Here is a 26,512-nt window from a genome sequence, read left to right as displayed (position 1 = left end):
GAAGCGCTCAGGCGCGCCCCTAAGTGAGATTGAGGAACTTATGAAACAGATCAAGCATTTCATCAACGGCGAGTACGTCACGTCCGCCAGCGGCAGGACTTTCGAGGATCGCAACCCGGCCAATGGAGAGTTGATCGCCATGGTCTGCGAAGGCGGCCGTCAGGAGGTGGACGACGCCGTCGCGGCGGCTAACGCGGCACTGCGCGGTGAGTGGGCCAGCATGCCGGTGGAGCGTCGCATGGCGTTGTTGCACCGGGTGGCGGATCGCATCAACGAACGATTCGATGATTTCCTGGAAGCGGAGTGCCTGGATACCGGCAAACCCAAGTCGATGGCATCGCACATCGATATCCCGCGCGGCGCCGCCAACTTCAAGGTGTTCGCCGACCTGGTACGTAACGTACCCACCGAATCCTTCCATATGGATACGCCGGATGGCGCCGGCGCGGTCAACTACGCGGTGCGCAAACCGCGTGGGGTGATCGCGGTGATCGCGCCCTGGAACCTGCCGCTGTTGTTGATGACCTGGAAGGTCGGCCCGGCGCTTGCCTGCGGGAACACGGTGGTGGTCAAACCTTCCGAAGAGACCCCGCATACCGCCGCGCTGCTTGGCGAAGTCATGAACGAAGTGGGCATCCCCCGGGGGGTCTACAACGTGGTACATGGCTTCGGTGGTGATTCCGTGGGCGAGATGCTGACCCGCCACGAGGGCGTGGATGGCATTACGTTTACCGGGGAAACCGCCACCGGCAGCCAGATCATGAAGGCCGCGTCCCATGGTTTGACGCCGCTGTCTTTCGAGATGGGCGGCAAAAACGCCGGCATCGTGTTCGCCGAGGCGGACATGGACAAGGCCATCGAAGGTACTTTGCGATCGGCATTCGCCAATTGTGGCCAGGTCTGTCTGGGTACCGAGCGGATGTACGTGCATCGCTCCCGTTTCGAGGAATTCGTCGATCGGCTCAAGAAGGGCGCGGAGCAACTGACCATGGGCTGGTGGCAGGACGACGCTGTCAGCTTTGGTCCGCTGATCAGCCGTGTGCATCAGGACAAGGTGCTTTCCTATTACGACAAGGCACGTGCCGAGGGCGCCGAGATCATTACCGGTGGCGGCGTGCCGGATATGCCGGAAACACTGCGCGACGGTAACTGGATTCAACCGACCATCTGGACCGGCCTGGCGGAGCATTCCGCGGTGATCCGCGAAGAGATATTCGGCCCCTGCTGTCATATCCGGCCCTTCGAAGATGAGGATGAAGCCATCGCGCTGGCCAACGATACGCCCTATGGCCTGGCAACGTCGCTGTGGACCGAGAATCTGACCCAGGCTCACCGCGTGGCGCCGCGAATGGAGGTGGGCTTGTGCTGGGTGAACAGCTGGTTCCTGCGCGATCTGCGCACGCCGTTCGGCGGCAGCAAGAAGAGCGGCATCGGCCGTGAGGGTGGCGTGCACGGGCTGGAGTTCTACGCCGAACTGTCCAACGTCTGCATCAAGCTGTGAGGGCCGGATCCATGAAATCCGAAATCATTCAACGCCACGGCGACGCCTTGTTCGAAGCGCTGCGCGGCAACACCACGGTGCCGCCGCTGACTGAACAGCATGAGGATCTGAGTATCAATGCCGCCTACCGGATATCCCTGCATTTTCTGCAACGCCGCCTGGATGACGGCGAGCACGTCATCGGCAAGAAAATCGGTGTTACCAGCAAGGCGGTGCAGGACATGCTCAACGTGCATCAGCCGGACTTTGGCTATCTCACGGACCGCATGGTGCACGCGGACGGCGACACCATCCCGGTAAAAGGCAACCTGATCGCACCACGGGCGGAAGGTGAGATCGCTTTCGTGCTCAAGCGTGATTTGCAGGGCCCGGGCGTGACCAGCGCGGAGGTCCTGGCGGCCACTGATTATGTCTTTCCGTGTTTCGAGATCGTCGATTCGCGGATCGAGGACTGGCGCATACGTATCCAGGACACGGTGGCCGACAACGCGTCCTGCGGCGTTTTCGCGCTCGGCGATACCGGCCTGCGGCCATCGGATCTGGACCTCTCCACCTGCGGGATGGTGATGGAAAAGAACGGCGAAATCGTCGCTAGCGGCGCCGGTGCCGCCGCCCTGGGTTCTCCGCTGAATTGCGTGGCCTGGCTGGCCAACACCCTGGGACGGTTGGGCGTGCCGCTCAAAGCCGGGGAAGTAATTCTGTCCGGTTCCCTGGTACCGCTGGTGCCGGTGGCGCCAGGTGATCATATCCAGGTCACCGTGGGCAATCTGGGAAGCTGCTCGCTGCGTTTCGGATGAGCGCGGCGACATAACGGGAGAAGAGTATGAAGATCAAGGCCGCGATCATCGGCTCGGGCAATATCGGAACCGATCTGATGATCAAGCTGTTACGTCATGGCGAGCACGTGGAGGTCGTCGCCATGGTGGGTATCGATCCGCAATCCGATGGCCTGGCCCGTGCCAAGCGGCTTGGCGTGGCGACGACCCACGAAGGCGTGGAAGGCCTGCTCAAGCTACCGGCGTTCCAGGACATCGGTATCGTCTTTGACGCTACCTCCGCCGGGGCACACCACCATAACGAAAAGGTGTTGCGCGCGGCACGGCCGGATATCCGGCTGGTGGATCTGACCCCGGCGGCCCTCGGCCCCTATTGCGTGCCGGTGGTCAACCTGGAGGCCAACCTGAAGGCCCCCAACGTGAACATGGTGACCTGCGGAGGCCAGGCCACCATTCCCATCGTGGCGGCGGTGTCGTCCGTGGCACCGGTGCACTACGCCGAGATCATCGCTTCCATTGCCAGCAAGTCCGCGGGCCCCGGTACCCGGGCCAATATCGATGAATTCACCGAGACCACGTCCCTGGCCCTGGAACAGGTCGGTGGCGCGAAGAAAGGCAAGGCCATCATCGTGCTGAACCCGGCGGAGCCGCCGCTGCTTATGCGCGACACCGTCTACGTGTTTTCCGAAGACGCCGACGAGGCGAGGGTCGAAGGCGCCATCAATGCCATGGTCGAGCGCGTCAACGCCTATGTGCCCGGCTATCGGCTCAAACAGCGCGTCCAGTTTGATCATTACGACCAGGATAACCCGTTGCACATCACCGGGCTGGGGCGCTTCAGCGGCCTGAAAACCTCGGTGTTCCTGGAGGTGGAGGGCGCCGCCCACTACTTGCCCGCCTATGCCGGCAATCTGGACATCATGACCTCGGCCGCCGCGGCCACCGCCGAAAAGCTGGCCGAAGGGCTGCTGGTTCCGGCGGCCACCCAGTAAGGAGCGGACCATGAACACTCTGGAAAAGAAACTCTATATCTCCGACGTCACGCTGCGCGATGGCTCTCATGCCATCCGCCACCAGTACAGCGTGGATAACGTGAAGCGGATCGCGGCCGCTCTGGATAAAGCGAAGGTGGATTCCATCGAGGTGGCCCATGGCGACGGCTTGCAAGGCTCGTCCTTCAACTACGGCTTCGGCGCGCATACCGACCTGGAATGGATCGAGGCGGTGGCGGAGACGGTCAGTCACGCCAAGGTGGCGACGCTTTTGCTGCCCGGTATCGGCACGGTCAGGGATCTGCGCGACGCCCACGCCGCCGGGGCCTCGGTGGTGCGGGTAGCGACCCACTGCACCGAAGCGGATGTGTCCAGACAGCACATCGAGTTGGCCCGGGAGTTGGGGATGGACACGGTGGGTTTTCTGATGATGAGCCACATGACCAGCCCGAAGGAGCTGGCCGGGCAGGCGAAACTGATGGAGAGCTACGGTGCCACCACGGTGTATGTGGTGGACTCCGGTGGCGCGCTCAACATGAATGACATCCGCGAGCGTTTTCGTGCCTTCAAGGATGTGCTCAAGCCGGACACTGGCACCGGCATGCACGCCCATCACAACCTGGGCCTGGGCGTGGCCAACTCCATCGTCGCGGTGGAGGAGGGCTGTGACCGCATTGACGCCAGCCTGGCGGGCATGGGCGCCGGTGCGGGCAACGCGCCGTTGGAGGTGTTCATCGCCGCCGCCGATCGTCTGGGATGGGATCACGGCACCGACCTGTACACCCTGATGGACGCCGCCGATGACATCGTGCGGCCTCTCCAGGACAGGCCGGTGCGCGTGGACAGGGAAACCCTGGCCCTGGGCTATGCCGGCGTCTATTCCAGTTTTCTCCGTCACGCGGAGAACGCCGCTGAAAAATATGGACTGAAAACCGTCGACATCCTGGTTGAACTCGGCCGCCGCCGCATGGTTGGCGGCCAGGAAGACATGATCGTCGACGTTGCCCTGGATATGTTGAAGAAGGAACCCGTTTGATGAGCCTGAGCAAAGACAGCATCGCGAAACTCGCCGAGCACCTGGAAAACGCGGAGCTCAACGCCCATGACGTGACCAAGGTGACCGACGATTACCCGAATCTGGATATCGCCTCCGCTTACGACGTGCAGTGGGAGATTCGGCGCCGCAAGATCAAGCGAGGCGTCCGTGTCATCGGTATGAAGATGGGCCTTACTTCCCGTTCCAAGATGGAACAAATGGGCGTGGACACACCGATATACGGTTTTCTGGCCGACTACTTCGAATCGCCTGAATCCGCTGCCATCGAGGTGGACCGGCTGATCCACCCCAAGGTGGAAGCGGAACTGGCGTTCTTCACCAAGGCACCGCTGCGCGGCCCGGGCTGCCATGTGGGCGCGGTTCTGGCGGCCACCGATTTCGTGCTGCCGGCGGTGGAGATCATCGATTCCCGCTACCGTGACTTCAAATTCGATCTGCCCAGCGTGATCGCCGATAACGCCTCCTCCTCCCGTTTCGTCACCGGCGGCCAGGCCCGCGCGGTGGACGGTCTGGATCTGCGCAACCTTGGGGTAGTGCTGGAGAAGAACGGCGAAGTCGTGGCCACCGGCGCGGGCGCGGCGGTGCTGGGCCATCCGGCGGTCAGTATCGCCATGCTCGCGAATATGCTCGGCGAACGGGGCGAGGAGATTCCCGCCGGCAGCCTGCTTTTGTCGGGAGCGATTACCGCCGCCGTGTCGGTGGACAAGGGCGACAACGTTTCCTTGCGGGCCCAGGGCCTGGGTTCCTTTTCCACCCGTTTCATCTGATCGGAGTCAGCACATGCCCATCGCCACCATCCAAATCATGGAGGGCCGTGACAAAGCGGCCAAGGAACGCCTGATCAAGGAAGTCACGGACGCTATCTGTTCCAGCATTGACGCGCGCCGCGAAGCGGTGCGCGTGGTGTTGCAGGAGGTACCGAAATCGCACTGGGGAATCGCCGGCGAGACCGCCGAAGCCCTGGGGCGATGATCTGAGCCGCGCCGGGCCCACCGAAACGGGGACGGCCGTCCCGGCGCCGAGCGGCTAACCGCGAATTCCAAAACGGAAGGCATGCCTTCCACGGGCGCCCTTTGCCCGGAGAAAACCAAACCGATAACTCAAAAGGTGAGAACCATGAAAAAAACAACATTGAAAACAACCCTGCTGTGTTCCGCACTGCTTTCCTGTTCCGGTGCGTTCGCCGAGACCGGCAATGGCATGCCCCGTTTTTATGGTGAGATGGGCATGGGCGGGCTCAAGGTGGAAGGCCGCGATCTGGATGCCTGGGCGTTTGACCTGACCGCCGGTTTCAAGGGGCTGTATCAGGCTCAGGGGTTGAAGATCGCTTATACGTTCCGGGCTGATTTCACCGGGCCGGTCAACAACATCGATCCTCTGGTTTACACCCGCGGCGGCGATGATGACACCATCTACATTCGTGACGCCAAGATAGTGATGCCCACCCGGTACGGTGCCTTCGTGATCGCTCCCCGTTCGTCGAGTGGCCAATACGCCGACCTGTATGGGGCGGCCACGGACTTTGAATATAACGAGCTGCACGCGCGCACTGGCATCAACAAGATGTTCACTCAGGGTGATATCACCAACAACCTGCTTGCTTATGCCACGCCGACCTTCGCCGGCTGGAAGTTGATTGTTGGCTCCTTTACCTTCAACAAGTACAACGATCGCGACATCGACGCCACGAGCTATCGGGCGCTGTACAGCAATGGTGGTTTTAAGTTCGGCATCGGTCAGGTATTCATCTCCGACGATCAGTCCGCCAGCGGAGAGGACGAGGAACGTAACGCCGCCAACATCGGCTATAGCTGGAAGGACCTGAGTCTGTCCGCCATCGTGGAGCAGAATGACGTGCCCGATGGTAGCGTCAATGATTTCACCACCTACGCGGTGGGCGGCCGCTATCAATTCAATGATAACTGGTCCACGGCGCTCACGTACGCCGATAAGGACCACGAGCAGGACGACCTGGACAACAAGGCCGTGATCGCTCAGGTGCGTCGTCACTTCGGCTCCCAGGCCTACCTCTTCCTGGAAACCGGCCAGTATGACGAAACCCCCTCCAACTACGCGGTGGGCGTGAACCTGAAGTTCTGAGCCGCGGGGCTCTCCACGCAAGGTGCCAGCGAGGCCGCCACTCCCGCGGCCTCGTCTTTCCTTCATCGTGGCGGACGGTTGGCTGTTCTCTCCTTCCCGGGCCTTCCCGCCCTGGATCGTGCCGCCACGATGCTTTTTTGCCCTGGCCCGCTAACGGTTGTCTGGTGCGTCTTCGTCGTCGTCCTTCACCGAAGGCTCGAACGCGCGCTTGTCGTCGGGCAGCGCCACCGGGTCGCCCACCGACAGGCCGGCGTGCTGGTCCAGGCGTTTGCCGCTTTCCGTGTCCATGATCGCCGCTACCTTGCCATGGCTGATGCCCGCCTTGCGGTCGTAGGCATCCACGGTGACGCGCACCACCCGGCCCCGATAGCGGGCCGACAGCACGCTGCCGGCGTGGGGCTCCGGGTCGATGTTGGGGTCGTTCCGGTAATAGGCGGTGACGCTTTGCGCGCCCGGGTCGTCCCAGTCGATATGGGCCATCAAGGCTCTCCTTAAAGTTCGCCGTCCAGTTCCGGGTAATGGCGGAAGATGCCGTTTTCATTGAACGGCAGGCGGCGGTTCGAGTCCAGATAGTCGCGCAGCCGTGGCCGCGCCGCCACCCGCTCCACCAGAGCGCCGATCCTGGGCAGGTCGTCCTCCGCCTGGCGCATGGCCCTGGGCAGCGCGTAGCGCAGGCCGCTGATGGTCTGGAACAGGGACAGATCCACGTAGCCGTGCCGGTCGCCCACCAGCACGTCGTCGCCGACCGGGTTCTGCTCCAGCACCTGCTCGAAATATTCCAGGAAGCGCGGCAGCCGGTGTTCCCGGAACAGGGCGGCGCGCCTTAGCGCTTCGTCGCGCTGTTCCTCGTAGTACAGCGCCGACGACAGCGGATGGTGGGTATCATGGATCTCGGCGACGAAATCCATCAGCGTCAGCTGCAGCCCGTGGGCCCAGTCGCGCTGATTCTCCTCCTCCGGGACCAGATCCAGGCGCGGGGCCAGGAACCGCAGAATATTGGCGGTGTGAGAAAGTACCAGGTCGCCGGCCTTGAGAAACGGCGGCGCGAACGGCGGGCGCGGGGTGGCGTCGCCGCTCAGGTAGGTGTCCAGGGCCGGTACGCCCAGCTCCTGGTCCGGGGCGCCGCGGCCCACGTCCAGGTAGTCGGCGCCAACGTCCTCAAGGGCCAGCCGGATGTATTCGCCGCGCCCCTGAATGCCCGGCCAGTAGAACAGTTCGTAGCGCATGACGGTCTCCCTGCTCGTTCCTGTCGACGTTCAAAACCCTAGGGTACCCGGAGGGGGCGCGTCCAGTTCGACGGCGCTCAGGCGTGCACGCCGGGCTGGGTGCGCAGCAGCTCGATGAGCCAGTCAACGAACACCTTCACCTTGGCGGAGAGATGGCGATTGTGGGGGTAAACCACGGACACCAGCGAGGGGTGGGGCCGGTACTCGGGCATCACTTCCACCAGCTCGCCGCCGGCCAGGTAGCCGTGGCAGCCGTGCAGCGGAATCTGCACCAGCCCCAGGCCGGCCAGGGCGGCAGCTACATAGGCTTCGGTGTTGTCCACGGTGATCGAGCCGGGCGGGTCCAGGTAATGGGCCCGGCCTTCCACGTCGCAATATTCCCAGCGCAGTGGCCGGCCGGTGCGGGCGGCGTGATAGCGCACCACCCGGTGGTGGGCCAGATCTTCCGGCACGCGCGGCACGCCGTGGCGTTCCAGGTAGGCCGGCGAGGCGCAGTTCACTTCCTCCACTTCGCCGACGCGGCGCGCCACCAGCCCGGAGTCAGGCAGCGGGCCTACCCGCAGGGCGCAGTCCACCCGTTCCTCGATCAGGTCCACCGGGCGGTCGCTGATACCGATCTCCAGTTCGATGTCCGGGTAACGTTCCTGGAAGGCGGGCAGGGACGGGATGATCAGCCGCCGCGCCGGGTGGCCGGGCAGGTTCACCCGCACCCGGCCGCTAGGGCGCTGCTGTTCGGTGAGCGGTGCCTCGGCATCGGTCAGGGCCTCCAGCACGTGCAGGCAGCGCTCATAATAGGCGCCACCGTCCAGGGTTGGAGACACTCGCCGGGTCGTGCGGTGCAGCAGCCGGGTACCCAGGTGGGCCTCCAATTGTTGCACCGCCGTGGTGACCGTGGCGCGGGGCATCTCCAGGGTGTCGGCGGCGCGGGTGAAACTGCCGGCTTCCACCACCCGGGTGAATACCAGCATGGCTTTAAAACGGTCCATGGCGGGCTCGATTGTTCAGATTCATGAATAGAGTAACCGATCATCACCGGTTTATCGGGGGAATACGAACGGCGAGACTGTTCCCTTCTTTCACGGCGAACGGAGAACCGAGATGCAACAACGTCAACTGGGACAGGATGGCCCTCTGGTTTCCGCCCTGGGCCTGGGCTGCATGGGCATGAGCGCCTTTTATGGCCACCGCGACGACCGGGAGTCCATCGCCACCCTGCACGCCGCCCTGGACGCCGGCGTCAATCTGATCGACACCGCCGATATGTACGGCCCGCACACCAACGAGGAGCTGGTGGGCCGGGCCATCGCCGATCGCCGCGACCGGGTCTTCCTGGCCACCAAGTTCGGCGTGGTGCTGGATCCCTCGGACCCCCACGCCCGGGGCGTGGATGGCCGCCCGGAGTACGTGCGACGGGCGGTGGAAGGCAGTCTGCGCCGCCTGGGCGTGGACCACATCGATCTGTACTACCAGCACCGCATCGATCCGGCGGTACCCATCGAGGACACGGTGGGCGCCATGGCCGACCTGGTGCGCGAGGGCAAGGTCCGTTACCTGGGGCTCAGCGAGGCGGCCCCGGACACCCTGCGCCGGGCCCAGGCGGTGCACCCCATTGCCGCCCTGCAGATGGAGTATTCCCTGTGGACCCGGGACGCGGAGGAAGGGCACCTGGCCACCTGTCGCGAACTGGGGATCGGCTTCGTGGCCTACAGCCCCCTTGGCCGGGGATTTCTCAGCGGCGCGATCCGTTCCCCGGAGGATTTCGACGCCGACGATTACCGCCGCCATAACCCCCGCTTCCAGGGCGACAACTTCCAGCGCAACCTGGAGCTGGTGGATCAGGTGCACGACCTGGCGGAGGAAAAAGGCGTCAGCGCCTCGCAACTGGCCCTGGCCTGGGTGCTCGCCCGGGGCGAGGATGTGGTGCCCCTGTTCGGTACCAAGCGGCGCAACTATCTGAACGACAACCTGGGTGCCCTGGATGTGGTCTTGAGCGCGGAGGAAGTGGCGCGGCTGGACGCGATCTTCCCGCCCCACGCCGCCGCCGGCGAACGCTACAGCGCCGAGGGCATGGCCAGCGTGGGTCATTGAAGCCGCTTCTACCGCTCCGGGGTGCAGGGCTCCGCCCATCTCGGGTCGGCGGTGAACAGGGTGTCGGTGACCTGCTGCGGGTAGACCGCCGATACCGCTCGCTCAAGCCGTTCGCGCAGCGCGTCCAGTTCGGCCAGGCCGTGGACCCGGTAATCCGGCGGCAGCACCACATGGATGATCACGTAGAGCTGGCGACCGGGGCGCACCATGCGCACCTCCACCTGGCGCACCGGCAGACCCGCCAGGGCGGCGTCGATGGCGGCGCGTACCGGGCGGCGCAGGTTGCGGGGCGGCGCCCGGTTGAGCAGCTCACGCAGGGCGCCGCGGGCCATGCGGATCGGCATGCCCAGACAGAACAGCACCACCGCGATCACCAGCACCGAGTCCACGTACGGCAGGATCTGGTACCAGCCCAGCCAGCGCGCCACCGGCAGGAAGCAGAAGGTGAGCAGCACCGAGCTGGAGATCAGCGCGTTGATCAGCCAGTTCTCGTAATCCGCGCGCACCAGCGGCGTATCCAGGTGCCCCAGACTGCGGCGCAGGGTCCAGGCGGTGAATGAGCAGGCCAGGGTGGCGAACACCGCATAGACGATGGCCGGGCCGGCGAGGATTTCCCGGCCGCCGCTGGCCAGGGCGATCAGGGCGTCGACCAGGGCGAAGAGGGCCACGCCGAGAATCAGCAGGCCCTTGCCGGCGTTCACCAGGGATTCGAAATAGCCGTAGCCGAAGGGGAACTTGCGGTCATCGGGCTGGGTGGTCAGGGCGCTGATGCGCACCGTGACCAGGGCCACCAGAAAATAGACCAGATTGAACAGGCCATCCAGAAGAATGGCCTTGGACTGCGTGATACTGGCGGCCGTCACTGCCGCGCTGCCCACCACCACGGACATGAGCGCCGACAGGAGCAACACCCCTCGTTCGGTTTTCATCGCCTTGCCGTTCCTTTTCCACGTCACTGAACATACCGACCGCCCAGTCTACCCGAAGCGGCGCTTCGGGGAGCGGTTCAGTGATCGTCGCCGGAAAAGTCGCGGTAGGCGTCGATGGCCTTGCGGGTCAGCACCGGGCCGGCGGTCCGGGTGAGAAAGCGGCGGGTGCCCGGGCTGGCGGCGATCAGCACGCCGGCGGCCAGCGCGCCCAGGGCCACCACGGTGGTGTGTTCCCGGGTCCAGCGCAGCGCCGGGTCGCCGATCAGCGGCCGCAGGCTGTCTTCCAGGCGTGCCTCCACCGGCGGCGGCGCCGGCGGTTCCGCTTGTGCCCGGCCCACGGCCAGCCGCCGCACACCCAGCCCCAGCAGCACCGCCACCACCAGCAGGCCAAGCCCGGTGAACAGGCTCGCCAAGGGGGCGCCCACCCGGGGGGCGAGCGCCAGCCAGCCGGCGGTGGCGAAGCACAGCAGCGCCGCCAGGCCGGTGAGCATGGCCAGCCAGACCAGGGCGTTGAGGCTGAACAGGGACGACAGCGGCCGGCGCAGGTTCATGGCGTCAGCGGCTGATCAGCTTGCCGAGCAGAATGCCCACGCCGAAGGCGGCGAGCACGCTGGTGAACGGGCGTTCCTTGATCTGGGCGCCGACCTGCTCGGTCTGCAACTCGGCCTGCTTGCGCACATCGTCGAACTGGGCGCGGGCGCTTTCCACGCCGGCCTGGGCCCGTTGCTGAGTGGACTTCTTGACCGCGTCGGCCAGGGTGCCCAGATCACGGCGGAGTTGATCGATGTCCTTTTTGAGGGCTTCGGTTTCCTGACTCATGTAACCACCTCCTGTCGGTAATAAAGGATGCGAATCCTTGAACAACAAAGGATAGTCAACCGGGGCGGGGCTTGCCTATAGATCCGGGTCAATAAAGATGAACCGGCATCAACAAAGCGCGCCCCAGCCCCGCCGCGCGGCATGGCCGGGCGGCTTTGCAAAAGATTGATAAAGCCAGCCTCAGAGGTGGCGGATCAATTCGTCGGTGAATTCGTCGGTGGAGGCGTTGCCACCCAGGTCCGGGGTCACCACCTTGCCTTCGCCGACCACATGGCGGATGGCGCTGCGCAGGCGCTCGGCCTTTTCGTTCATCTCCAGGTATTCGAGCATCATGCCGGCGCCCAGCATCAGGGCGGTGGGGTTGGCGATGCCCTTGCCGGCGATGTCCGGGGCGCTGCCGTGCACCGCCTCGAAGATGCCGCGATGCTCGCCCACGTTGGCGCCCGGTGCCAGGCCCAGGCCACCGGTCAGGCCGGCGCACAGATCCGAGAGGATGTCGCCGAACAGGTTGGTGGTGACGATCACGTCGAAGCGGTGCGGGTTCATGGCCAGCTGCATGGCGCAGTTGTCGACGATCATTTCCTCGTGCTCGATGTCCGGGTATTCCTCGGCGATGCTACGCGCCACGCTCAGGAACAGGCCGGAGGTGGACTTCATGATGTTGGCCTTGTGCACCACGGTGACCTTGCGGCGGCCCAGGCGCCGGGCGGCTTCGTAGGCGAAGCGGATCAGGCGCTTGGATTCCTTGCGGGTGATCACGCTGCGCAGTTCGGCCCGTTCGCCGTCGTCGGTGACCATCTGGCCTTCACCGGAATAGATGCCCTCGATGTTCTCGCGGATGGTGAGGATGTCCACATTGTCGTAGCGCGAGCGTACCCCGGGGATGGACAGTGCCGGGCGCAGGTTGGCGAACAGATCGAAGTGCTTGCGCAGGGTCACGTTGACCGAGCGGAAGCCCTTGCCCACCGGGGTGGTGATCGGGCCTTTCAGGGCCACCGGGTTCTTCTCGATCATGTCCAGGGTTTCCTGGGGCACCAGATCCATGCCCTGATCCAGGGCGGTCTGCCCGGCAATGGCCCGGTCATAGACGAAGTCACAATCCAGGGCGTCCAGCAGGCGCAGGGTGGCATCGATGATATCCGGACCAATTCCGTCGCCGGGAATGACTGTTACGCGTGTTTCCGCCATGGATCTAACTCCTATGATTATCGGGTGGGATAATGGTTGGGCCGGTTCACCCCGTCGATACGACTTTCGCAGCGAGGGCGGGCCGGAGCCCGAATCTGGGATCGCCAGTGGGACGCTAGTCTACCAGAACCGTGGCTTTTCGTCGGGGCCTTTGGCATTCAAAGTCCATGCCATGAGCCGTTTCGAGGTTTCCTTGGGATGGCCCGGGCGTCATGATAGATCGGGTTTTTCGTAATCAGGGGACGGACCATGTGGTTATCGGTGGTCGCCATTGCCGTGGGCGCGGCGCTGGGTGCCAATCTGCGCTGGCTGCTCAGCCTGTGGTTGAACGCGCTGTTTCCGGCGGTACCGTTGGGCACCCTCGCCGCCAACTTGCTGGGCGGCTGGCTGATCGGGCTGGCGCTGGGCGTTTTCGCCGGGCTGCCATCGCTGACGCCGGAGTGGCGGCTACTGGTGGTGACCGGCTTTCTGGGCGCGCTCACCACTTTCTCGTCGTTTTCCGCGGAGATGTTCATCAACCTCCAGGCCGGGCGCTGGGGGTTGGCCCTGGGCGGCATCGCCGCCCATGTGGTCGGTTCGCTGTGCATGACCGGCCTGGGCCTGGGGATGGTGGCGCTGGCGCGCCATTGGTTGGCTCGCTGAGGAGGTTGGCTCGCTGAGAGGGTTGGCTCGCTGAGCGGCGGCGCCGGCGACTAGGCCCGCGCCGATACCGGCTCCCGGCTGGTCATCGGCTGCTCGCCGCGCAGCTTGACCACGTCCGCCCGGGGCGGGTTGCCGAACAGGCGACTGTATTCGCGGCTGAAATGGGACGGGCTCTCGTAACCCACCCGGAAGCTGGCGGTGGCCGCCTCCAGGCCCTCGGCGAGCATCAGCCGGCGTGCCTCGTGCAGGCGCAGCTTTTTCTGGAACTGCAGCGGCGACATGCGCGTGACCTGCTTGAAACTATGGAACAGGGACGACTCGCTCATGTTCGCCAGGTCCGCCAGATCACGGATGCGCAACGGCTCGGTGAAGCGGTCCTTGAGCACTGAAATCACCCGGGCGATGCGGTGCGCCTGGGTGTCCGCCACGGCGAACTTGCGCATGCGCGGGCCGATCTCGCCGATCAGGGCCCGGTAGATGATCTCGCGGCGGGCCAGGGGCGCCAGAATGCGCGCGTCCCGGGGGTTGTCCAGCAGCGCCACGAGGCGCAGCACCGCCTCCACCATGTCCTTCTCCGCCTGGGCCCGGCCCAGGCCGCAGCTGCAGGCGTTTTCCGGGTCCTCGGGGTCCCCCGGTTCCAGCAGTTCCTCGCCCAACTCCAGCATCAGGTCGGTGACCTCCTGCGGGTCCACGTTCACCTTCACCCCCAGATAGGGATTTTCCGGGGTGGCGTCGGTGACCTTGCCGAGCACCGGCAGGTGCACCGAGGACACCAGGCAACTGAGAGGCCCATAGGCGATTTCCCGATCCCCCAGCCACACCGTCTTGGCGCCCTGGGCGATCAGGCAGAACGACGGGTCGTACACCGAGGAGCCCATGCAACTGGTGGTGGTGTTGGCGCGCACCAGCTCCAGGCCGGGGATCGCGGTATCGTTGAGGCCTTCATCCGGCGTCCATTTTTGGATCTGGCGCGCCAGAGTTTTCGCCAAGTGGCTCAGTTCGTCGTCCAGTGGTTCGAGGATGGTTTGGTTGGCAATCACGAATCCGCCCTCCGGTTCGCGGGCAAGCCGCTGTTTCGTCGATGAGCGGCGAGTATACGCCCGCATTCCGGGGCCTGGATGACAAAACGCCAATCCCTGCAGGATCGGGCAAGCACCCGGCAGAAACGGGCAATCCGGCAAGGATTATGCCCCGATCCGGCCCGTTTTGTCGCCACCGCACCGGATCGGGGCGGTGGTTTTCAAACAGAATCAGGCAATACCCGCGCAGGAATCGGATAACGTTCCCTTCCTCTTTCCCCCTAGATTGTTCCGCCCTACCCGAAGCGTTTTTAAAAAACGGAGCGACACATGATGGAAAGCGTCAACGAGGGTCCCTTGGCCGGCGCGAGCCTGTACTGGGGGTTGATCGCGGTGTTGATGGCGGCCCTGTTCCTGGTCGGTTGCGACGCCCGTGGCGAGGCGGAGGCCGGCGCCGCGCCGCCGCCCCCGGAAGTGGATGTGGCACCGGTATTGGTGGAGCCGGTGACTCTGTGGGAAACCTTCACTGGTCGGCTGGAGGCGCCGGAAACGGTGCAACTGCGCCCCCGCGTGAGCGGTTATATCGACGAGGTGGCCTTCGAGGAAGGTGAACTGGTGGAGGCCGGTGATCTGCTGTTCCGCATTGATCCGCGTCCCTATGAGGCACGGGCGCGGGCCGCCCGGGCTTCCCTGGCCCAGGCTCGCAGTCAGGCGCGCCTGGCCAGTGGCGAGGCGGAGCGGGCCCGCAAGCTGCTCGGCAGTCGCGCCATTTCCCGGGAAGAACACGACCAGCGTCAGGCGGCGTTGCTCAACGCTCGTGCCCTGGTGGATGAGGCCGAGGCGGCCCTGGCCAGCGCCGAACTGGATCTGACCTACACCCGCGTCACCGCGCCGGTGGATGGTCGCATCGGTCGTGCCCGGGTCACCAAGGGTAACCTGGCCAGCGCCGACCAGACCTTACTTGCCACCCTGGTGTCGGTGGACCCGCTGCATGTCTATTTCGACAGCAATGAGGCTGACGCCCTGGATGCCCAGCGTCTGCAACAGGCGGGAAAGGCGCCGCCGGTTCGCATCGGTCTGACCGGCGAGCCGGGTTTCCCGCACCAGGGGCGGCTGGACTTCGTGGACAACCGCCTCAACGCGGACACCGGCACCCTGCGCTACCGGGCGCTACTGCCCAATCCGGATGGCGTTTTTAAGCCGGGCCAGTTCGCGCGGGTGGAAATGCCGGTTACCCGGCTTGATCAAGCGGTACTGATCAGCCGCAAGGCGGTGCTCGCCGACCAGGATCGGCGTTTCGTCTACGTGGTGGGTGAGGACAATACCGTGGCCCGCCGGGCAGTGAACACCGGCCGTCAGGTAGACGACCTGGTGGTGGTCCGCGATGGCTTGAAATCCGGTGACCGTGTGATCGTCAACGGTACCCAGAAGGTGTTCGGCGCCGGCATGCCGGTGGCGCCCCATCTGGTATCCATGCGCGAGGCGCCTGCCGGCGAGGTGGCCGCCCGGCCCTGACTTTTTAACTGGGAACGACGAACCGCGGCGGCCTTCCGGGCCGCCGTTCAGGAGCCCTTTGTCATGAATTTCTCCCGTTTCTTCGTGGACCGCCCGATTTTCGCCGCGGTGCTGTCCATCATTATTTTCGCGGTGGGGGCGATCTCGATCCCCAACCTGCCGATCAGTGAGTACCCGGAAGTGGCGCCGCCTTCGGTGTTGGTGCGCACCGTCTACCCGGGTGCCAACCCCAAGGAAATCGCCGAGACCGTGGCGACGCCCCTGGAAGAAGCCATCAACGGCGTCGAGGACATGATGTACTTCAAGTCCGTGGCCGGCTCCGACGGCGTGTTGCAAATGACCATCACCTTCCGCCCCGGCACCAATGCCGAGGACGCCACGGTGCGGGTGCAGAACCGGGTTAGCCAGGCCCTGGCGCGGCTGCCGGAAGCGGTGCGCCGCCAGGGCGTAACCACCCAGAAGCAGTCGCCCACCTTCCTGATGGTGGTGCACCTGACCTCCCCGGACGGTCGCTACGACACCCTCTACCTGCGCAACTATGCGCGGCTGCATGTACGTGACCAGTTGGCGCGCATCCCCGGCGTCGGCGAGGCGCAACTGTTCGGCGGCGGCGACTACGCCATGCGTGCCTGGCTGGACCCGGACAAGATCGCCGCCCGGGGCCTCACCGCCGGCGATGTGATCGCCGCCATGCGCGAGCAGAACGTGCAGGTCTCCGCCGGCCAGATCGGCGCCGAGCCCATGCCCGGCAGTGATTTCCTCACCCTGATCAACGCCAAGGGACGTCTGGAGAGCGAGGAAGAATTCGGCGACATCGTGCTGCGCGCCGGCGACGACGGTCAGATCCTGCGGCTGCGCGACGTAGCCCGGTTGGAGCTGGGCGCCGGTGATTACACCCTGCGCGCCCGGCTGGACGGCCAGGACGCGGTGGCCATGGGCATCTTCCAGGCCCCCGGTGCCAACGCCCTGGAAATCCGCGACCAGGTGATCGCCACCATGGACGAGCTCGCCACCCGCTTCCCGGAGGGCGTGGAATATCGCAGCGTCTACGACACCACCCTGTTCGTGCGCGACTCCATCCATTCGGTGATTCAGACCCTGCTGGAAGCGATCTTGCTGGTGGTACTGGTGGTGACCCTGTTCCTGCAGACCTGGCGGGCGTCGATCATCCCGTTGCTGGCGGTGCCGGTGTCCGTGGTGGGCACCTTCGCGGTGCTTTATCTGCTCGGTTATTCCATCAACACCCTGACCCTGTTCGGTCTGGTGCTGGCCATCGGCATCGTGGTGGACGATGCCATCGTGGTGGTGGAAAACGTGGAGCGGAACATCGAGGAAGGCCTGACGCCCCTGGCCGCCGCCCACCAGGCCATGCGCGAGGTGTCCGGGCCGATCGTCGCCATTGGTCTGGTGCTGTGCGCGGTGTTCATTCCGATGGCGTTTCTCAGTGGCGTCACCGGCCAGTTCTACCGGCAGTTCGCGGTGACCATCGCCATCTCCACGGTGATTTCCACCATCAATTCCCTGACCTTGTCGCCGGCCCTGGCCGCCATGCTGCTCAAGCCCCATGATGCCGCCCCGGACCGGCTCACCCGTCTGATCGACGGGATGTTTGGCTGGCTGTTCCGGCCCTTCAACCGCTTCTTCAACAAAAGCTCGGAGAAGTATCAGGGCGCGGTGTCGCGCAGCCTGCGCCGGCGCGGCGCCGTGTTCGTGATCTACCTGGTGCTGCTGGGCGCCACCGGTTCCCTGTTCAAGCTGGTGCCGCCGGGCTTTATTCCGATCCAGGATAAGATGTACCTGATCGCCGGGGTGAAACTGCCGGAAGGGGCCTCCCTGGAACGCACCGACGCCCTGCTCAAGGAGGTGGTGGACATCGCCATGGACACCGAGGGCGTGGCCCATGCCATTTCCTTCCCGGGCCTGAACGCCTTGCAGTTCACCAACACTTCCAACACCGGCCTGGCGTTCCTGCCCCTGGAACCGTTCGAGGACCGGGACCGCAGCGCCGCGGACATCAACGCGGAAATCGCCGGGCGCATCGGTGCGCTCAAGGAAGGCATCGCCTTTTCCTTCATGCCGCCGGCGATCCAGGGGCTGGGCAACGGTTCCGGTTATCAATTGTTCATCGAGGACCGGGACGGGCTCGGCTACGGCCCTCTGCAGGAAGCGGTCACCGCCTTCCAGGGGGCGGTGATGCAAACCCCGGGCATGACCTACCCGATCACCAGTTACCAGGCCAATGTGCCGCAGCTCGATGCCGAGGTGGATCGCCTCAAGGCCAAGGCCCAGGGGGTGGCGGTCACCGATCTGTTCATGACCCTGCAGACTTACCTGGGCTCCACCTACGTCAACGACTTCAACCGCTTCGGCCGCACCTGGCAGGTGATCGCCCAGGCGGATGCCTCCTATCGGGACAGCGTGGCGGACATCGCCCGGCTGCGTACCCGCAATGACCAGGGCGAGATGGTGCCGATTGGCTCCATGGTGGACATTCACCAGAGCTTCGGCCCCGACCCGGTGCTGCGCTACAACGGTTACCCGGCGGCGGACCTGGCCGGCGAGGCGGACCCGCGGATTCTGTCTTCCACCCAGGCCATGGACGTGCTCACCGCCCTCGGCGAACGCACCCTGCCGGAGGGCGTGGAATTCGAGTGGACCGACTTGAGCTACCAGCAGGCCACCCAGGGCAACGCTGCTCTGGTGGTGTTCCCCCTGGCGGTGCTGCTGGTGTTCCTGGTGTTGGCGGCTCTGTACGAAAGCTGGACGCTGCCCCTGGCGGTGATCCTGATCGTGCCGATGTGTCTGTTGTCGGCATTGACCGGCGTATGGCTCATGGGGGGCGACACCAACATCTTCGTGCAGGTGGGGCTGGTGGTGCTGATCGGTCTGGCCTGCAAGAACGCCATCCTGATCGTGGAGTTCGCCCGGGAGCTGGAATTCCAGGGCCGTACCGTGGTGGAAGCGGCGTTGGAAGCCTGCCGCCTGCGATTGCGCCCAATCATCATGACGTCGATCACCTTCACCGCCGCCGTGGTGCCGCTGGTGCTGGGCAGCGGCGCCGGCTCCGAGGTGCGCCAGGCCCTGGGTATCGCGGTGTTCGCCGGCATGCTGGGCGTCACTCTGTTCGGTCTGTTCCTGACGCCGGTGTTCTACGTGGGGCTGCGCAAGCTGGCCGGTCCCTTGAAGAAGGCCGATAGGAAAAGCCTTGACCTGAACTTAAGTTGAGGAAGTAGTTTTCTTTGCTCCTGAATACCAAGCATGCGGAGCGAAACACGATGGAAAGCGTCAACGAGGGGCCCGTGGCGGGCATGGGTTTGTACTGGGGGCTGTTGGCGCTGTTGGCGTCCGCCCTGTTGCTGGCCGGTTGCGATGCCCGTGAGCAGGCGGAAGGCGGCGGCCCGCCGGCGCCGGAAGTGGACGTGGCCGAGGTGCTGGTACGGCCGGCCACGCTCAAGGAAGTGTTCACCGGCCGGCTGTCCGCCCCGGAAACCGTGCAACTGCGATCGCGGGTGAGCGGCTACATCGAAGAGGTGGCGTTCGAGGAAGGGGAGCGGGTGGAAGCCGGCGACCTGCTGTTCCGCATTGATGCGCGCCCCTACCAGGCCCGGGTGGACGCCGCCCGCGCCGCCCTCGAACAGGCCCGCAGCGATGCCCGCCTGGCCGGGCTGGAGGCGGACCGGGCGCGAAAGCTGCTCGACAGCCGGGCCATCTCCCGGGAGGAATTCGACCGCCGCGAGGCGGCGCGGCTCGGTGCCCGGGCCCGGGTGGCGGAAGCCAAGGCGTCGCTGATCAGCGCCGAACTGGACCTGAGCTACACCCGCGTCACGGCGCCGGTGACCGGCCGCGCCGGCCGCGCCCTGGTGACCAAGGGCAACCTGGCCAGCGCCGACCAGACGCTGCTGACCACGGTGGTCTCGGTGGACCCGCTGCACGTCTATTTCGACAGCAACGAGAGCGATGCGCTCAATGCCCAGCGGCTGATGAACGAGGGAAAGGCGCCGTCGGTGGCGGTGGGAATGAGCGGCGAGAGCGGCTTCCCGCACGCGGGCCGGCTGGACTTCGTGGACAACCAGATGAACCCGGACACCGGCACCCTGCGCTACCGGGCGGTGCTGCCCAACCCGAATGGCATTTTTAAACCGGGCCAGTTCGCCCGGGTGGAAATGCCGGTGGCGCGTCTGGAGCAGGCGATCCTGATCAGCCGTAAGGCGGTGCTCACCGATCAGGACCGGCGCTACGTCTACGTGGTGGGCGAGGACAACACGGCGGCCCGGCGCGCGGTGAAAACCGGCCGCGAACTGGACGACCTGGTGGTGGTGCGCGAGGGCCTGGAGCCCGGCGACCGCGTGATCGTCAACGGCACCCAGAAGGTGTTCATGCCCGGCATGCCGGTGCAACCGAACACGGTGTCCCTGGATGAACCGGCGGGCGGCGATCTCGCCGGCCAGCCCTGATCAACGCGGCGTGCAAAGCCCAGGAGTCTTGTTGCCATGAATTTTTCGCGGTTTTTCGTGGACCGGCCGATCTTCGCCGCGGTGCTGTCCATCATTATTTTCGCGGTGGGGGCGATCTCGATCCCCAACCTGCCGATCAGTGAATACCCGGAGGTGGTGCCGCCGTCGGTGGTGGTGCGCGCCGTCTACCCGGGCGCCAACCCCAAGGAGATCGCCGAGACCGTGGCGGTGCCGCTGGAAGAGGAGATCAACGGCGTCGAGGGCATGATGTACTTCAAGTCCGTGGCCGGCTCCGACGGCGTGCTGCAGATGACCATCACTTTCCACCCGGACGTGGACGCGGAGGACGCCACGGTGCGGGTGCAGAACCGGGTCAGCCAGGCGCTGGCGCGGCTGCCGGAAGCGGTGCGCCGCCAGGGCGTGACCACCCAGAAGCAGTCGCCCACCTTTCTGATGGTGGTGCACCTCACCTCCCCGGACCAGAGCTACGACACCCTCTACCTGCGCAACTACGCGCGGCTGCATGTGCGCGACCGGCTGGCCCGGGTGCAGGGCGTGGGCGAAGCCCAGGTGATGGGCGGTGGCGACTACGCCATGCGTGCCTGGCTCAACCCGGACAAGATCGCCGCCCACGGCCTCACCGCCGGTGACGTGGTCAACGCCATCCGCGAGCAGAACGTGCAGGTGTCCGCCGGCCAGCTCGGCGCGGAACCGGTGGAAAACAGCGATTTCCTTACCCTGATCAACGCCAAGGGGCGTTTGGTCACCGAGGACGAATTCAGCAATGTGGTTCTGAAAACCGGCGCGGATGGCGAACTGGTGCGCCTCGGCGACGTGGCCCGGCTGGAGCTGGGCGCCGACGATTACAGCCTGCGCTCCCAGGTGGACGGCCAGGACGCGGTGGGCATCGGCATTTTCCAGTCGCCGGGGGCCAACGCCCTGGAGATCCGCGAGAAGGTGCTGGCCACCATGGAGGAACTGTCGGCGCAATTTCCCGAGGGCGTGGCCTATCGCACCGACTACGACACCACGGTATTCGTCAGTGATTCCATCGATTCGGTGATCCACACCCTGCTGGAGGCGATCCTGCTGGTGGTGTTGGTGGTGACCCTGTTTTTGCAGACCTGGCGCGCCTCCATCATTCCGCTGCTGGCGGTGCCGGTGTCCGTGGTGGGCACCTTCGCGGTGCTTTATCTGCTCGGTTACTCCATCAACACCCTGACCCTGTTCGGCCTGGTGCTGGCCATCGGCATCGTGGTGGACGACGCCATCGTGGTGGTGGAGAACGTGGAACGGAACATCGAGGATGGCCTGGCGCCCCGCCAAGCGGCCCACCAGGCCATGAAGGAAGTGTCCGGCCCCATCGTCGCCATCGGCCTGGTGCTGTGCGCGGTGTTCGTGCCGATGGCGTTCCTGTCCGGCGTCACCGGTCAGTTCTACCGGCAGTTCGCGGTGACCATCGCCATCTCCACGGTGATCTCCACCATCAATTCCCTGACCCTGTCGCCGGCCCTGGCGTCCATGCTGCTCAAGCCCCACGGCGCGTCGCCGGACCGGCTCTCGCGGCTGATCGACCGCTTGTTCGGCTGGCTGTTCCGGCCCTTCAACCGCTTCTTCAATAGAAGCTCGGAGAAGTATCAGGGCGCGGTGTCGCGCAGCCTGAGCCGGCGCGGCGCGGTGTTCGTGGTCTATCTGGTGCTGCTGGTCGCCACCGGCTCCATGTTCAAGCTGGTGCCGCCGGGCTTCGTGCCGGTGCAGGACAAGATGTACCTGATCGCCGGGGTGAAGCTGCCGGAAGGCGCCTCCCTGGAGCGCACCGATGAACTGCTGCGCCAGGTCACCGACATCGCCCTGGACACCGAGGGCGTGGACCACGCCATCTCCTTCCCGGGGCTGAACGTGCTGCAGTTCACCAACACCACCAACACCGGCATGGCGTTTTTGCCCCTGGCGCCCTTCGACGAACGGAGCCGCACCGCCGAGGAGATCAACGCGGAGATCAACCGCAAGATCGCCGGGCTCAAGGGCGGCATGACGTTCTCGATCATGCCGCCGCCGATCCTCGGCCTGGGCAACGGCTCCGGCTACCAGATGTACATCGAGGACCGCGCCGATCTCGGTTATGGCGCCTTGCAGGAAGCGGTCGCCGCCATGCAGGGCACGGTGGCGCAAACGCCGGGCATGAGTTACCCGATCACCAGCTACCAGGCCAACGTGCCGCAGCTGGACGCCGACGTGGACCGGCTCAAGGCCAAGGCCCAGGGGGTGGCGGTCACCGATCTGTTCATGACCCTGCAGACTTACCTGGGCTCCACCTACGTCAACGACTTCAACCGCTTCGGCCGCACCTGGCAGGTGATCGTGCAGGCGGACGGTCCCTACCGGGACAGCGTCGAGGACATCGCCCGTCTGCGCACCCGCAACGACCAGGGCGAGATGGTGCCGATCGGTTCCATGGTGGATATCAAGCAAAGCTTCGGGCCGGACCCGGTGATGCGCTACAACGGCTTCCCGGCGGCGGACCTGGCCGGCGAAACCGACCCCCGGGTGCTGTCCTCCAGCCAGGCCATGGACCGGCTCGCCGGCATCGGCGACCAGGTGCTGCCGCCGGGCATCGAGTTCGAATGGACCGACCTGAGTTACCAGGAAGCCACCCAGGGCCACGCCGGCCTGGTGGTGTTCCCGCTGGCGGTGCTGCTGGTGTTCCTGGTGCTGGCGGCCCTCTACGAAAGCTGGACCCTGCCCCTGGCGGTGATCCTGATCGTGCCCATGTGCGTGCTCTCCGCCTTGCTGGGCGTGTGGCTGGTGGGCGGCGACATCAACATCTTCGTGCAGGTGGGCCTGGTGGTGCTGATCGGCCTGGCGTCGAAGAACGCCATTCTGATCGTGGAATTCGCCCGGGAGCTGGAATTCCAGGGCCGCACCGTGGTGGAGGCGGCGCTGGAAGCCTGCCGCCTGCGGCTGCGCCCCATCGTCATGACCTCGATCTGCTTCACCGCCGCGGTAATTCCGCTGGTGCTGCGCACCGGCGCCGGCGCCGAAGTCCGCCAGGCCCTGGGCGTGGCGGTGTTCGCCGGCATGCTCGGCGTCACCCTGTTCGGCCTGTTCCTGACGCCGGTGTTCTACGTGGCCCTGCGCAAGCTGGGCGGGCCGCTGAAATACGACCATCCCTCAACAATGGAAGGCGAAGCCCATGGCTCGCCGGGAGAAACCCATGCGTAATCTTCCCCTCCTCGGCGCGGCGCTGCTGATCAGTGCCTGCGCCGTGGGGCCGGACTACCAGGCCCCGGAACCGGACGCCCCGGACCGCTTCACCGAGGCCCGCGACGACTCGTCCTTCGACGACCAGGCGCGGCGCTTCTGGGGCGGTTTCCAGGACCCGATGCTGGCCGAGCTGATCGGCGAGACCCTGGCCGCCAACCAGGATCTGCAAGCGGCCCTGGCGCGGCTGGATCAGGCCGAGGCGCTGCTGCGCGGCGCCCGCGCCGACCAGTACCCGACCCTGAGCGCCAGCGGCTCCGCCGGCGAGCAATACCTGGCCGAGGTGGAGCGCACCGACCCGGACCAGGAAAGGGTCACCCGCTACCAGGTGGGCGCCGCCGCCCGCTGGGAGCTGGATCTGTTCGGCCGCCTGCGCCGCGCCCGCCAGGCGCGCCAGGCGGAGCTGGAAGCCGCCGGCGCCGACCTCAACGCGCTCCAGGTGGCCCTGGTGGGGCGCCTGGCCAGCAGCTATTTCGAGCTGCGCGGGCTGCAGCAGCAACTGGATCAGGCGCGCCGCAGCGTGGCCAACCAGCGCGAGTCCCTGGCGATCGTCGAGGCCCGCCTGGACGCGGGCCGCGCCACCGAGTTCGACCGCCAGCGGGCGCGCGCCCGGCTGGACGCCATCCGCGCCACCCTGCCCAGCCTGGAGGCCGGCGTGCGCGAGCGCCTGTATCGCATCGCCGTGCTCGCTGGTCGGCAACCGGCGGCGCTGGTCAGCCGCCTGTCGGCGCCGGCGCCGCTGCCGGAAAGTCTGCCGGCGATCCCGGTGGGCAGCCCCGGCGACGCCCTGCGCCGGCGTCCGGACATCCGCGCCGCGGAACGGCGCCTGGCCGCCGCCAGCGCGCGCATCGGCGTGGCCACCGCGGACCTGTTCCCCAGCTTCAGCCTGGACGCGCTGATGGGCTCCGTGGCGGCGGACTCCTCGGATCTGTTCAGCGGCCCGGCGGAATCCCGCGCCGTGGCCCTGGGCGTGGACTGGACCTTCCTGGATTTCGGTGGCGTGCGCAGCCGCATCGACGCCGCCGACGCGGCCAGCCGCGCGGCCCTGGCCGACTACCGGCAAACCGTGCTGGAGGCTCTGGCGGAAACCGAAACCCAGCTGTCCCGTTACCAGCGCGCCCAGGTGCGCACCGAGCGGCTGGCGGACGCCACGGACTCCGCCGCCCGCGCCGCGCGCCTGGCCCGGGACCGCTATGAGCAGGGCTACATCGGCTACTTCGAAGTGCTCGCCGCCGAGCAGGAGCTGATCGACACCCGCGATAACCTGATCGAAAGCCGCACCTCGGAAACCCTGGCCATGGTCAACATTTACCGCACCCTGGCCGGGCCGCCGGTGGGAGAATGATGGCCATGGAACCTTCCAGCCTGGGCTTTTGCCGGGGCGCCGTGAACGACAATCGGGACAACCGGGCGCGGCTGCTGCACGCGGCCACGGACCTGTTCGCCCGCCAGGGCTTCCATGCCACCGGCATGAGCGACCTGGAGCAGGCCACCGGCCTGGGCCGCAGCTCCCTGTACCACTACTTCGCCAGCAAGGAGGCGCTGCTGGTGGCCATTGTGCAGCGCTGCCTGGGGCAACTGGTGATGTTCGGCGAGCGGTTGCTGGAGGAAGAGCGGGACTCGGAAACCCGCCTGCGCCGTTTCTCGCGGGCGGTGGTCGGCGGCATCGCCGAGCGCCCGTCCGAGCTTCGGGTGTGCGTGCACGAGCGTCACGTTTTCACCGGCGACCACCGCCACCGGGTGGCGGGCTTTTACCAGGAGTACGAACGCATCTGGGCCCGTATACTGGCCGCCGGCCACGCCGACGGCGTGTTTCGTAACGCGGACGGAGTCACGGTGACGGCGGTCATGGGCATGCATCATCAGGCCTGGTCCGGGGCAGGGCGGCCCGGCGACCCGGACCTTCTCGCCGACCGCTTCTGCGATCTGCTGCTGGCCGGCCTGCGCGAACCGCCGGTTCGCCCCCTCTGACGACAGTAACAGGAGTCCCCCCTTGAACCCTATCCCATTGATTATCCGCGCCGCCGTGGTTTGCCTCGGCCTTACGGCGGCCAGCCTCGTCGCCGCCGGGACGCCGCTGGTCTCCACGGCCCAGGAGATTGAAAGCCGTCTTAACGCGCGGGTCGGCATCGCCGTGTCGGACCAGGAAACGGGCCGTGCCTGGCGCTACCACGCCGACCAGCGCTTCCCACTCGCCAGCACCTTCAAGGTGCTGGCCTGCGGCGCGCTGCTGCGCAAGGTCGATGCCGGCGAGGACCGCCTGGACCGGATGATCCACTATGGCGAAGCGGACCTGGTCACCTACTCGCCGGCGACCGGGGAGCACGTCGACACCGGCATGACGTTCGGCGCGCTCTGCGAAGCGGCCATCACCCTGAGCGACAACACCGCCGCCAACCTGGTGCTCGACGCCATAGACGGCCCCGCCGGCCTGACCCGCTTCCTGCGTGGCGCCGGCGATAACGTCACCCGCCTGGACCGCCGCGAACCGGAACTGAACGAAGCCACCCCCGGCGACCCCCGGGACACCACCACCCCGGACGCGATCCTCGAAACCCTGCGCGAGCTGCTGTTCGGCGACACCCTTGCCGAACCGTCGCGCCGGCAACTGCTGCAATGGATGAAGGACGACCAGGTGGCGGACGCGCTGTTGCGCGCCGGCATCCCCGACGACTGGACTATCGGCGACAAGACCGGCGCCGGCGGGCACGGCTCCCGGGCGATCATCGCCGTGATGTGGCCACCGCAACGCGGCCCGGTACTGGCGGCCATCTACATCACCGAAACCGACGCCACCCTGGAGCAACGCAACGCCGCCATCGCCGAGATCGGCAAGGCGCTGGCCTTGGTTCTCCCTCAGGGTTATTTTAAAGAACCACTTCTTGAGAAAACAAAACGGAACGACTAGTTTTTCGGGTGGGGAAAATAAATAGAAGCGGGGAGGG

General features: G+C 65.9%; 24 protein-coding genes. 16 read left to right on the top strand and 8 right to left on the bottom strand.

The features are described 5' to 3' along the window. Nucleotides 1-40: 40 nt before the first annotated feature. The 7 genes from JF515_RS19055 (at nucleotide 41) to JF515_RS19025 (ending at nucleotide 6,426) form a co-directional block, all read left to right on the top strand. Complete coding sequence (locus JF515_RS19055) at nucleotides 41-1,501, top strand: 2-hydroxymuconic semialdehyde dehydrogenase (protein ID WP_203106018.1); 1,461 nt, start codon at nucleotides 41-43, stop codon at nucleotides 1,499-1,501. Between the two features lie 11 nt (nucleotides 1,502-1,512). Continuing rightward, complete coding sequence (dmpE, locus tag JF515_RS19050) at nucleotides 1,513-2,298, top strand: 2-oxopent-4-enoate hydratase (RefSeq protein WP_203106017.1); 786 nt, start codon at nucleotides 1,513-1,515, stop codon at nucleotides 2,296-2,298. Nucleotides 2,299-2,324: 26 nt separating this feature from the next. Further along, nucleotides 2,325-3,269, top strand: a complete 945-nt coding sequence (locus tag JF515_RS19045; RefSeq protein ID WP_203106016.1) for an acetaldehyde dehydrogenase (acetylating) — start codon at nucleotides 2,325-2,327, stop codon at nucleotides 3,267-3,269. 10 nt (nucleotides 3,270-3,279) lie between these two features. Beyond that, a complete protein-coding gene (dmpG, locus tag JF515_RS19040) occupies nucleotides 3,280-4,305 on the top strand; it encodes a 4-hydroxy-2-oxovalerate aldolase (RefSeq protein WP_203106015.1) in 1,026 nt (341 codons plus the stop codon). After that, entirely contained in the window at nucleotides 4,305-5,093 is a 789-nt protein-coding gene (dmpH, locus tag JF515_RS19035; protein WP_203106014.1) for a 2-oxo-3-hexenedioate decarboxylase, read from the top strand. The genes dmpG and dmpH overlap by 1 nt, the downstream gene beginning before the upstream one ends. A gap of 13 nt (nucleotides 5,094-5,106) precedes the next feature. After that, on the top strand, nucleotides 5,107-5,298 hold the full coding sequence (locus JF515_RS19030; protein WP_203106013.1) for a tautomerase family protein: 192 nt from the start codon (nucleotides 5,107-5,109) through the stop codon (nucleotides 5,296-5,298). A 144-nt stretch (nucleotides 5,299-5,442) separates the two neighbouring features. Continuing rightward, nucleotides 5,443-6,426, top strand: coding sequence for a porin (locus JF515_RS19025; RefSeq protein ID WP_203106012.1), 984 nt, complete (start codon nucleotides 5,443-5,445; stop codon nucleotides 6,424-6,426). Between the two features lie 150 nt (nucleotides 6,427-6,576). Here JF515_RS19025 and JF515_RS19020 read toward each other — a convergent pair whose 3' ends face one another. The 3 genes from JF515_RS19020 to JF515_RS19010 all read right to left on the bottom strand — a co-directional run bounded on the left by JF515_RS19020 (nucleotide 6,577) and on the right by JF515_RS19010 (nucleotide 8,638). Then, complete coding sequence (locus JF515_RS19020; protein ID WP_338015255.1) at nucleotides 6,577-6,906, bottom strand: hypothetical protein; 330 nt, start codon at nucleotides 6,904-6,906, stop codon at nucleotides 6,577-6,579. 11 nt (nucleotides 6,907-6,917) lie between these two features. Continuing rightward, entirely contained in the window at nucleotides 6,918-7,652 is a 735-nt protein-coding gene (locus tag JF515_RS19015; protein WP_203106010.1) for a glutathione S-transferase, read from the bottom strand. A gap of 77 nt (nucleotides 7,653-7,729) precedes the next feature. Continuing rightward, on the bottom strand, nucleotides 7,730-8,638 hold the full coding sequence (locus JF515_RS19010; protein WP_203106009.1) for a LysR family transcriptional regulator: 909 nt from the start codon (nucleotides 8,636-8,638) through the stop codon (nucleotides 7,730-7,732). A gap of 112 nt (nucleotides 8,639-8,750) precedes the next feature. Between JF515_RS19010 and JF515_RS19005 the strand changes: the two genes are divergently transcribed. Next, nucleotides 8,751-9,740, top strand: coding sequence for an aldo/keto reductase (locus JF515_RS19005; protein ID WP_203106008.1), 990 nt, complete (start codon nucleotides 8,751-8,753; stop codon nucleotides 9,738-9,740). Between the two features lie 8 nt (nucleotides 9,741-9,748). On the opposite strand, the gene JF515_RS19000 is transcribed toward JF515_RS19005, so the two are convergent. The 4 genes from JF515_RS19000 to JF515_RS18985 all read right to left on the bottom strand — a co-directional run bounded on the left by JF515_RS19000 (nucleotide 9,749) and on the right by JF515_RS18985 (nucleotide 12,676). Next, entirely contained in the window at nucleotides 9,749-10,669 is a 921-nt protein-coding gene (locus tag JF515_RS19000; RefSeq protein WP_203106007.1) for a cation diffusion facilitator family transporter, read from the bottom strand. A gap of 77 nt (nucleotides 10,670-10,746) precedes the next feature. Beyond that, nucleotides 10,747-11,220 (bottom strand): hypothetical protein, encoded by a 474-nt coding sequence (locus JF515_RS18995; protein ID WP_203106006.1) that lies wholly within the window; start codon nucleotides 11,218-11,220, stop codon nucleotides 10,747-10,749. Between the two features lie 4 nt (nucleotides 11,221-11,224). Beyond that, a complete protein-coding gene (locus tag JF515_RS18990; RefSeq protein WP_194296867.1) occupies nucleotides 11,225-11,488 on the bottom strand; it encodes a DUF883 family protein in 264 nt (87 codons plus the stop codon). 180 nt (nucleotides 11,489-11,668) lie between these two features. Continuing rightward, on the bottom strand, nucleotides 11,669-12,676 hold the full coding sequence (locus tag JF515_RS18985; RefSeq protein ID WP_203106005.1) for an isocitrate dehydrogenase: 1,008 nt from the start codon (nucleotides 12,674-12,676) through the stop codon (nucleotides 11,669-11,671). A gap of 249 nt (nucleotides 12,677-12,925) precedes the next feature. Between JF515_RS18985 and crcB the strand changes: the two genes are divergently transcribed. After that, nucleotides 12,926-13,318, top strand: coding sequence for a fluoride efflux transporter CrcB (gene crcB / locus JF515_RS18980; RefSeq protein WP_203106004.1), 393 nt, complete (start codon nucleotides 12,926-12,928; stop codon nucleotides 13,316-13,318). A 50-nt stretch (nucleotides 13,319-13,368) separates the two neighbouring features. On the opposite strand, the gene JF515_RS18975 is transcribed toward crcB, so the two are convergent. Further along, nucleotides 13,369-14,358 (bottom strand): AraC family transcriptional regulator, encoded by a 990-nt coding sequence (locus tag JF515_RS18975; protein ID WP_338015254.1) that lies wholly within the window; start codon nucleotides 14,356-14,358, stop codon nucleotides 13,369-13,371. Nucleotides 14,359-14,670: 312 nt separating this feature from the next. Between JF515_RS18975 and JF515_RS18970 the strand changes: the two genes are divergently transcribed. From JF515_RS18970 to bla, 7 genes are all read left to right on the top strand, one after another. Beyond that, nucleotides 14,671-15,852 (top strand): efflux RND transporter periplasmic adaptor subunit, encoded by a 1,182-nt coding sequence (locus JF515_RS18970; RefSeq protein ID WP_203106134.1) that lies wholly within the window; start codon nucleotides 14,671-14,673, stop codon nucleotides 15,850-15,852. Nucleotides 15,853-15,915: 63 nt separating this feature from the next. Further along, the gene (locus JF515_RS18965; RefSeq protein WP_203106002.1) at nucleotides 15,916-19,077 is read left to right on the top strand and encodes an efflux RND transporter permease subunit; all 3,162 of its coding nucleotides are present in this window, start codon (nucleotides 15,916-15,918) and stop codon (nucleotides 19,075-19,077) included. Between the two features lie 50 nt (nucleotides 19,078-19,127). Further along, nucleotides 19,128-20,306, top strand: coding sequence for an efflux RND transporter periplasmic adaptor subunit (locus tag JF515_RS18960; protein ID WP_203106001.1), 1,179 nt, complete (start codon nucleotides 19,128-19,130; stop codon nucleotides 20,304-20,306). A 36-nt stretch (nucleotides 20,307-20,342) separates the two neighbouring features. Next, complete coding sequence (locus tag JF515_RS18955) at nucleotides 20,343-23,528, top strand: efflux RND transporter permease subunit (RefSeq protein ID WP_203106000.1); 3,186 nt, start codon at nucleotides 20,343-20,345, stop codon at nucleotides 23,526-23,528. Then, complete coding sequence (locus tag JF515_RS18950) at nucleotides 23,521-24,912, top strand: efflux transporter outer membrane subunit (RefSeq protein ID WP_238401180.1); 1,392 nt, start codon at nucleotides 23,521-23,523, stop codon at nucleotides 24,910-24,912. Before JF515_RS18955 ends, JF515_RS18950 begins: the two co-directional genes overlap by 8 nt. A gap of 5 nt (nucleotides 24,913-24,917) precedes the next feature. Continuing rightward, entirely contained in the window at nucleotides 24,918-25,538 is a 621-nt protein-coding gene (locus JF515_RS18945; RefSeq protein ID WP_203105998.1) for a TetR/AcrR family transcriptional regulator, read from the top strand. Nucleotides 25,539-25,560: 22 nt separating this feature from the next. Then, nucleotides 25,561-26,475, top strand: a complete 915-nt coding sequence (gene bla / locus JF515_RS18940; RefSeq protein ID WP_203105997.1) for a class A beta-lactamase — start codon at nucleotides 25,561-25,563, stop codon at nucleotides 26,473-26,475. Nucleotides 26,476-26,512 lie beyond the last annotated feature (37 nt).

Origin of the sequence: Alloalcanivorax marinus (assembly GCF_016785095.1) — a bacterium.
Taxonomy (GTDB): Bacteria; Pseudomonadota; Gammaproteobacteria; order Pseudomonadales; family Alcanivoracaceae; genus Alloalcanivorax; species Alloalcanivorax marinus_A.
Note: the sequence above shows the minus strand (reverse complement) of the source record. Positions and strands in the feature narration are given on the sequence as shown.